Annotated in this window: 8 protein-coding genes and 4 tRNA genes; all 12 read left to right on the top strand. The window is 64.0% G+C overall.

The window, feature by feature from the left end; genetic code table 11:
- Positions 1-50: 50 nt before the first annotated feature.
- On the top strand, positions 51-1,721 hold the full coding sequence (locus XalbCFBP2523_RS12820) for a tetratricopeptide repeat protein (RefSeq protein ID WP_045765261.1): 1,671 nt from the start codon (positions 51-53) through the stop codon (positions 1,719-1,721).
- The gene (gene lolB, locus XalbCFBP2523_RS12825) at positions 1,718-2,368 is read left to right on the top strand and encodes a lipoprotein insertase outer membrane protein LolB (RefSeq protein ID WP_045765262.1); all 651 of its coding nucleotides are present in this window, start codon (positions 1,718-1,720) and stop codon (positions 2,366-2,368) included. Before XalbCFBP2523_RS12820 ends, lolB begins: the two co-directional genes overlap by 4 nt.
- Positions 2,365-3,228, top strand: a complete 864-nt coding sequence (gene ispE / locus XalbCFBP2523_RS12830; protein WP_045764249.1) for a 4-(cytidine 5'-diphospho)-2-C-methyl-D-erythritol kinase — start codon at positions 2,365-2,367, stop codon at positions 3,226-3,228. The genes lolB and ispE overlap by 4 nt, the downstream gene beginning before the upstream one ends.
- A 12-nt stretch (positions 3,229-3,240) precedes the next feature.
- Positions 3,241-3,317: transfer RNA gene (locus tag XalbCFBP2523_RS12835), tRNA-Gln, on the top strand.
- 138 nt (positions 3,318-3,455) lie between these two features.
- Positions 3,456-4,415, top strand: a complete 960-nt coding sequence (locus XalbCFBP2523_RS12840; RefSeq protein ID WP_045765263.1) for a ribose-phosphate diphosphokinase — start codon at positions 3,456-3,458, stop codon at positions 4,413-4,415.
- A gap of 111 nt (positions 4,416-4,526) precedes the next feature.
- Complete coding sequence (locus tag XalbCFBP2523_RS12845) at positions 4,527-5,171, top strand: 50S ribosomal protein L25/general stress protein Ctc (protein WP_012915043.1); 645 nt, start codon at positions 4,527-4,529, stop codon at positions 5,169-5,171.
- Between the two features lie 57 nt (positions 5,172-5,228).
- The gene (gene pth / locus XalbCFBP2523_RS12850; protein WP_045765264.1) at positions 5,229-5,813 is read left to right on the top strand and encodes an aminoacyl-tRNA hydrolase; all 585 of its coding nucleotides are present in this window, start codon (positions 5,229-5,231) and stop codon (positions 5,811-5,813) included.
- Between the two features lie 77 nt (positions 5,814-5,890).
- A complete protein-coding gene (ychF, locus tag XalbCFBP2523_RS12855; RefSeq protein WP_012915045.1) occupies positions 5,891-6,982 on the top strand; it encodes a redox-regulated ATPase YchF in 1,092 nt (363 codons plus the stop codon).
- A 168-nt stretch (positions 6,983-7,150) separates the two neighbouring features.
- A tRNA-Tyr gene (locus XalbCFBP2523_RS12860) sits at positions 7,151-7,236 on the top strand.
- A 32-nt stretch (positions 7,237-7,268) separates the two neighbouring features.
- Positions 7,269-7,342: transfer RNA gene (locus XalbCFBP2523_RS12865), tRNA-Gly, on the top strand.
- Positions 7,343-7,380: 38 nt separating this feature from the next.
- A tRNA-Thr gene (locus tag XalbCFBP2523_RS12870) sits at positions 7,381-7,456 on the top strand.
- A 47-nt stretch (positions 7,457-7,503) separates the two neighbouring features.
- Positions 7,504-7,593, top strand: a 90-nt coding sequence (locus XalbCFBP2523_RS12875) for a GTP-binding protein (protein WP_032978997.1), incomplete at its 3' end; no start/stop codon positions are given.

Genomic DNA, 7,593 nt, shown 5'->3' on the forward strand with positions numbered 1-7,593 from the left:
GATAAGCTGCTGGCTATTCAGGGCCCCATTTTACGGCCCGGCCGCTTCCGATGCCCGCATTGATTCGCATCCGTACCTTTTTGCTGCTGTCCGTCATCGCCGTTGTGGCGGCGCCGGTCGGCGCCAAGCCCGCGCGCCCGGAGCAGGGCGTGCTGACCCCGGTGCTGGCCGGCGAGTTCGCGCTGCAGGCCGGGCAACTGGCCGATGCCACGCGCTGGTATCTGCAGGCGGCCAACGACAGTCCTGGCGATGTTGGCCTGGCCGAGCGCGCCACCCGCATCGCGATGCTGGCCAACGACAGCAAGGCGGCGGCGCAGGCCCTGGCGTTGTGGCGGCAGCGCGCGCCCGCCTCGTTGGCGATGCGTAGTGCCGAGGCCGCGCTGGCGCTGCGCGGCGGCAATTTGCATCAGGCGCGGAGTCTGCTGGTGGCGCTGTTGCGCGACAAAGATCCGCGTGGTTGGCGCTTCGCCTTGATGGCGCTGGCCAGTGGTAACCGCGATCCGGAGGTGGCGGCGAAAGCATTGGACCAATTGCTCGATGCCAATGCCATTCCTAATCAGCTCGAAGCCTGGCAGGAGTTCGGCCGACTGGCGCTGCGACTGGAACAACCCAAGCTGGCCGAACGCATCGTCGACCAATTGGTCAAGCGCTTCCCGTCCGAGCCACGGGTGGCGCTGTTGCATGCCACCCAATTGCAGCAGGCGGGCAAGGTCGAACAGGCGCGCGCGTTGTTGCAGGGCGTGGAGCCGAAGGTGGCGATGGATCCGGAGCTGCGCGCTGCGCTGGCCTATGCCTACGATGCGATCGGCGATACCGCCAGCGCGGCACGGGTGCTGGCGCTAGGGCCGCAGAGCACGGAGAACTACGGTTTGCGCGCTTCGATGCTGTCCAAGCTACAGGACGACGTGGCGTTGACCGCGCTGTACGACGAGTTGCGCAAGGGGGCGAACCGGCCCGATCCCGAACGGCGGCTGTTGCTCGGCAAGATCGCCGAATTCCTCAAGCGCAACCAGGAAGCGGTGGACTGGTATCGTGGCGTGCCGAGCGGTCCCATGCGCAGCGAGGCGCGTTTGCGCATGGCCGATGCGCTGTATGGTCTGGGGCAGAAGGACGCCGCATTCGCCGAGGCGCGCGCGTTGCAGGACGATGCCAATGCCGATGATGCCGCGCGCCGCGACGCCTACGTGCTGGAGGCGGAATTGCGCCAGCGTAGCGGCGACGATGCTGGCGAACTACAAGTGTTCGAACGTGGCCTGGCCGCATATCCGGACGACAATGCGTTGTTGTACGCGCGTGGACTGGCCTGGGAGCGCCGCGACCGCATCGACCGCGCCGAGGCCGATTTACGCAAGATCCTGGTCACCGAGCCGGACAACGTGGCCGCGTTGAACGCCCTTGGCTACACCCTGGCCGATCGCACCAAGCGTTACCGCGAAGCGCTGGAGTTGATCGATCGCGCACGCACCGCCGATCCGGACAATGCCGCGATCATCGACAGCTACGGTTGGGTGTTGTACCGACTCGGCAAGACCCAGGAAGCGCTTGTGCAACTGCGTCGCGCCTGGAGCCTACTGAAGGATCCGGAGATCGCCGCGCACATCGGCCAGTTACTGTGGGAGCAGGGGAAGCACGAGGAAGCCAATACGTATTTCGAAGCGGCGCGTAAGCTCGACCCGAACAATCGCGCGTTGCAGCGGGCGATGGAAAAGGCGGTTCCATGAAGGCGCTGTTGTGCGCTGCATGGGGTGTGCTGGCGGTCCTTGCGTTGGCTGGTTGTGCAGGGGTGCAGTCGCGTCCGCCGGCGCCGGTCGTCGGTGCGCCCGATATGGCCGCGCGGCAGGCGGAAAAGGCCCGTGCGCAATGGTTGCAGGCACAGCCGAACTGGTCGTTCCAGGGGCGCGTCGCCGTCAGCAACGGGCGTAACGGCGGCAGTGGACGCATCGACTGGGCCCAGCACGGGCGCGGCTACGACGTGCAGCTCAGCGCGCCGGTGACCCGGCAGAGCTGGCGCTTGCGCGGCGATAGCCAATCCGGGGCGGGGCGCCTGGACGGCCTGGAGGGTGGGGTGCGTGCCGGCGAGGATGCGCAGCAGGTATTGCTGCAGGCGACCGGTTGGGAGATTCCGGTCAATTTGCTGCCCGATTGGGTGCGTGGCCTAGTGGCGCGCAATGCACGGGCGCCCGAGCGGCTCGACGACGACGCGCAGGGACGTCCACATCTGCTGCGGCAGATGGGGTGGGACATCGAGTTCCAGGAGTGGTATCCGCCTGCTGCGGGGCGTCCGCCGCTGCCACGGCGCATCGAAGCGCGCAGCGGGGATGCCAAGGTGCGGCTGCTGGTCGATCAATGGGACATTCCGGCGTCATGATCCAGGCGTCGGACGGGGGCTGGTCGTATTGGCCGGCCCCGGCGAAGCTGAACCTGTTTCTCCAGATCACGGGCCGCCGTGCCGACGGTTATCACCAGTTGCAGACCGTGTTCCGCCTGCTCGATTGGGGCGACACGGTGTCTGTGCGGCCGCGCGCCGACGGCGTGGTGGCGCGCATCGGCCCTTCCGTGGCCGGTGTCGCCGAGGCCGACGATCTACTGGTGCGGGCGGCCATTTTGCTGCAAAAAGAAGCCAAGATCGCCAAAGGGGTGGATATTCGCGTCGAAAAGCGGATTCCTGCCGGCGGCGGTTTTGGTGGCGGATCGTCGGATGCGGCCACGGTGTTGGTCGCGCTGAACGCGCTGTGGGGCGCCGGTCTGGATGAAGACGCACTGGCCCGGTTGGGGCTGTCGCTGGGCGCTGACGTGCCGGTGTTCGTGCGCGGCCACGACGCCTGGGCCGAAGGCATTGGCGAGCGCTTGACCCCGATCGCGTTGCCTCCGGCCTGGTATGTCCTGGTCGATCCGGGCGTTCATGTGCCCACCGCGGCCCTGTTTCAGTCTGCGGATTTGACGCGGGATGCTGTGCCCGCGAAAATAGCCGACTTCGTTTCAGGTTTCCTGCTCGGGAATGCGTTCGAGCCGGTCCTGCTTCGCCGCGAACCCGCTGTCCAGGCGGCGTTCCAGGCGCTGGCCCGGATCGGAACGCCGCGCTTGACCGGATCGGGAAGCGGTTGTTTCGTCGAGTTCGCCGATCGCGCCGCCGCACAGCGTGCGCTGGCGGACTTGCCGAACGGGATGCGCGCCTGGGTGGCAGGCGGCGTGGCTCGCTCGCCGCTGCTCGACGCGCTGGAGGTTTGACAGGTTTTACGCAGGGGCGTCGCCAAGAGGCCCAAGGCACCAGGTTTTGATCCTGGCATTCGTAGGTTCGAATCCTACCGCCCCTGCCATTGATGCGAGTCTCTCGCAAGGTCCGGCACATTCGTGTGCGTGGATGCAACAGGCGAAGCGTGGTTTCGCCTGGGTTTCTCCAGTGTTACATCGCTATTTTCGCCACACGCTTTTTGCCGCCACCCGAGTGATTTCTCATGCAAGACCAACGCAACCTGCTGGTGTTCTGTGGCAATGCCAACAAGCCTTTGGCCAAGAGCATCTGTCGCGAGTTGGGCGTGCGTGCGGGCAAGGCGATGGTGTCGCGCTTCTCCGATGGCGAAGTGCAGGTGGAAATCGAGGAGAACGTGCGTCGGCAGGAAGTATTCGTGCTGCAGCCGACCTGCGCGCCGAGCGCGGAGAACCTAATGGAATTGCTGGTGCTGATCGACGCGCTCAAGCGCGCCAGTGCCGCCAGCGTCACTGCGGTGGTACCGTATTTCGGTTATTCGCGACAGGATCGGCGCATGCGTTCCTCGCGCGTGCCGATCACCGCCAAGGTCGCCGCCAAGATGTTCAGTGCGGTCAACGCCGACCGCGTGCTCACCGTCGATCTGCATGCCGACCAGATCCAGGGTTTCTTCGATATCCCAGTCGATAACGTCTATGCCTCGCCGCTGCTGTTGGCCGATATCTGGCGTGCCTACGGAACCGACAACCTGATCGTGGTCTCGCCCGACGTCGGCGGTGTTGTGCGCGCGCGGGCCGTGGCCAAGCGCCTGGACGATGCCGATCTGGCGATCATCGACAAGCGCCGTCCGCGCGCCAACGTGGCCACGGTGATGAACATCATCGGCGACGTTGAGGGCAAAACCTGCGTGCTGGTCGACGATATCGTCGACACCGCCGGCACCCTGTGCGCCGCGGCGGCCGCGCTGAAGGCGCAGGGCGCGCTGAAGGTGGCCGCGTATTGCACGCATCCGGTGTTGTCCGGCCCGGCGGTGAGCAACATTACCAACTCGCAACTCGACGAGTTGGTGGTCACCGACACCATCCCGCTCTCGGAAGCGGCGCGCGCCTGCGGCAAGATCCGTCAGCTCAGCGTTGCCGAGCTGCTCGCCGAAACCATTCGCCGTATCGCCTTCGGCGAGTCGGTCAGTTCGTTGTACGTCGATTGAGGGTTGGGACGGGCGTTGCCTGTCCCAACTTACGTTCCGGCTCTTCTGGTCGCGGGAGAGTCTTTCAAACTGTCGCGAGGCGGTTCATTCAACCAAGGTAGTAAACGCAAAATGGCAACCACGCATGAAATCAAGGTTCAGCGCCGCGAAGTCGAGGGTAAGGGTGCGAGCCGCCGCCTCCGTCGCGACGGCGTGATCCCGGCTATCGTCTACGGTGGCGACCTGAAACCGGTCAACATCCAACTCGACCACAACGAAGTCTGGCTGGCCAGCCAGAACGACTGGTTCTATTCGTCCATCCTCAGCCTGAGCTTGAACGGCGATGTGCAGAAGGTGCTGCTGCGCGATATGCAGCGTCATCCGTACAAGCAGCTGATCATGCATATCGACTTCCAGCGCGTGAACGACAACGAGGTGTTGCACGCCTCGGTGCCGCTGCACTTCCTCCACGAGGATGTGTCGCCGGCCGGCAAGTCGGCCGAAGTGGTCGTTACCCACGAATTGAACGAAATCCAGGTCGTGTGCTTGCCCAAGGACCTGCCGGAGTTCGTCGAAGTCGACCTGTCCACGCTGTCGGTCGGCGACGTGATTCACTTGTCCGATCTGAAGCTGCCGGCCGGGGTTGAGTTGCCGCAACTGAAGTTGGGCAAGGAGCACGACGTGGCGGTGGTCATCGCCAAGCATGGTCGGGTCGAGGAAGAGCCCGAGGCGACCGATGCGGCGGCGGCCGAGCCGGCGAAGAAGGACGGCAAGTAAGCGTCTGTGCGGTGCCTGGACCATCGTGGTTCGGGCGCCGCGGCGCTGTGCTGCGGCATGACTGGTCTGCGTCTGATCGTCGGTCTGGGCAATCCCGGGGCCGAGCATGCGAATACCCGGCACAACGCCGGGTTTCGTTTTGTCGATCATCTGTTGCAACAGGCCGGTGCGCGCTGGAGCGTGGAGGCCAAGTTGTTCGGCGAGATCGCCAAGGTGGATGTCGCTGGGCAGTCCGTGTGGCTGCTGAAGCCGGCCACGTATATGAATCTCAGCGGCAAGTCGGTGACGGCGGCGCTGCGGTATTGGAAGATCGAGCCTGCGCAGGCACTGCTGGCGCACGATGATCTCGATCTGGCGCCGGGCACGGCGCGGCTCAAGTTCGATGGCGGCCACGGTGGCCAGAACGGCCTGCGCGACACCATTCGCCTGCTTGGGCATGCCGGTTTCCATCGCTTGCGTATCGGGATCGGGCATCCTGGGCACAAGGACAAGGTCGTGCCGTGGGTGTTGAGTCGTGCGAGCCAGGCCGATCAAATTTTGATCGATCGTGCCATCGACGACGCCCTCGCGGTGCTGCCACTGGCGGTGCAGGGCGATTTCAACGAAGCGATGAAGCGGCTGCATACGAGCAGGGATTCGTGATTGGGGATTGGGGATGCGCCTCCACAATAATGCGTTGCGCATCTCCAATCCCGAATCCCAAATCCTGGAAGTGAATCATGGGCATTAAGTGCGGCATCGTTGGGTTGCCCAATGTCGGCAAGTCGACCCTGTTCAATGCATTGACCAAGGCCGGCATCGCTGCGGCCAATTTCCCGTTCTGCACCATCGAGCCTAACGTCGGCGTGGTGCCGGTGCCGGATCCGCGGCTTGGCGCGTTGGCGGCGATCATCCATCCGCAGAAAGTCGTGCCGACCGCGGTCGAATTCGTCGATATCGCCGGCTTGGTCGCCGGTGCCGCCAGCGGCGAGGGATTGGGCAACAAGTTCCTGGCGCACATCCGCGAAGTCGATGCGATCACCCATGTGGTGCGCTGCTTCGAGCATGGCGACATCATCCACGTCAACAACAAGGTCGATCCGGTTTCCGATATCGAGACGATCGATATCGAGTTGGCCCTGGCCGATCTGGATAGCGTGGAAAAGGCGCTCAACCGCGCCGAGCGCGCGGCCAAGGGCGGCGACAAGGACGCGGCGGCGCGCAAGCCGGTGTTGGCCAAGCTGCAGGCCGCGCTGGCCGACGGCAAACCTGGGCGCAGCGCCGGGCTGGACGAAGAAGAGAAAACCTTGGTGCGCGATCTGTTTCTGCTCACCCTCAAGCCGGTGATGTACATCGCCAACGTGTTGGAGGATGGCTTCGAGAACAATCCGCACCTGGAGGCGGTGCGTGCGCGTGCCGCCGCCGAAGGCGCCCAAGTGGTGCCGGTGTCGGCGGCGATCGAGGAAGAATTGTCGCAACTGGACGATGCTGATCGCGATGCGTTTCTGGTCGATCTGGGGTTGCAGGAGCCGGGTTTGAACCGGGTGATCCGCGCCGCCTATGCGCTGCTGGGGCTGCAGACGTATTTCACCGCTGGGGTGAAGGAAGTGCGGGCATGGACGGTGAAGGTGGGCGCAACCGCGCCACAGGCGGCGGCGGTGATCCATACCGATTTCGAGAAAGGCTTCATCCGGGCCGAAACCATCGCCTACGACGATTTCATCAAGTACAAGGGCGAGGCCGGCGCGCGCGAGGCTGGGCGTTTGCGTCTGGAAGGCAAGGAATACCGTGTGCAGGAGGGCGACATCCTGCATTTCCGCTTCAATGTCTGACCCGGTCTGAGCCGTTGCGCGTGCCTTGCGCAGGCGCACACAGATGGTCGCGCTGTCGTGCCTGCCTGCGTCAAAAGGCTGTTGACAAGGCAAGGGTGTCAGGGAAGAATAGCGGGCTGTTTCACCCCGCTTTGATCCGGTTTCGCTACCGGGTTGTGGCGGGTAGTTGGAGGGATACCCAAGCGGCCAACGGGGGCAGACTGTAAATCTGCTGGCTTACGCCTTCGGTGGTTCGAATCCACCTCCCTCCACCAGTAATTGTGTTGTGGCAGTGTGTCATCCCGTCGCGGGAGTAGTTCAACGGTAGAACCTCAGCCTTCCAAGCTGATGGTGCGGGTTCGATTCCCGTCTCCCGCTCCATTGAACGCGCGTGTGTCACAATAGAGCGACAGAACAACGCTCACGTAGCTCAGTCGGTAGAGCACCTCCTTGGTAAGGAGGAGGTCGAAGGTTCGATTCCTTTCGTGAGCACCATAATTTAATCGTCAAATTCTTTCCAAGATCATCGAGAAGAAGCAGCCATGGCCAAGGGTAAGTTCGAGCGCACCAAGCCGCACGTCAATGTCGGCACCATCGGTCACGTCGACCACGGCAAGACCACGCTGACGGCA

This window comes from Xanthomonas albilineans (genome assembly GCF_002939705.1).
Classification (GTDB): Bacteria; Pseudomonadota; Gammaproteobacteria; order Xanthomonadales; family Xanthomonadaceae; genus Xanthomonas_A; species Xanthomonas_A albilineans.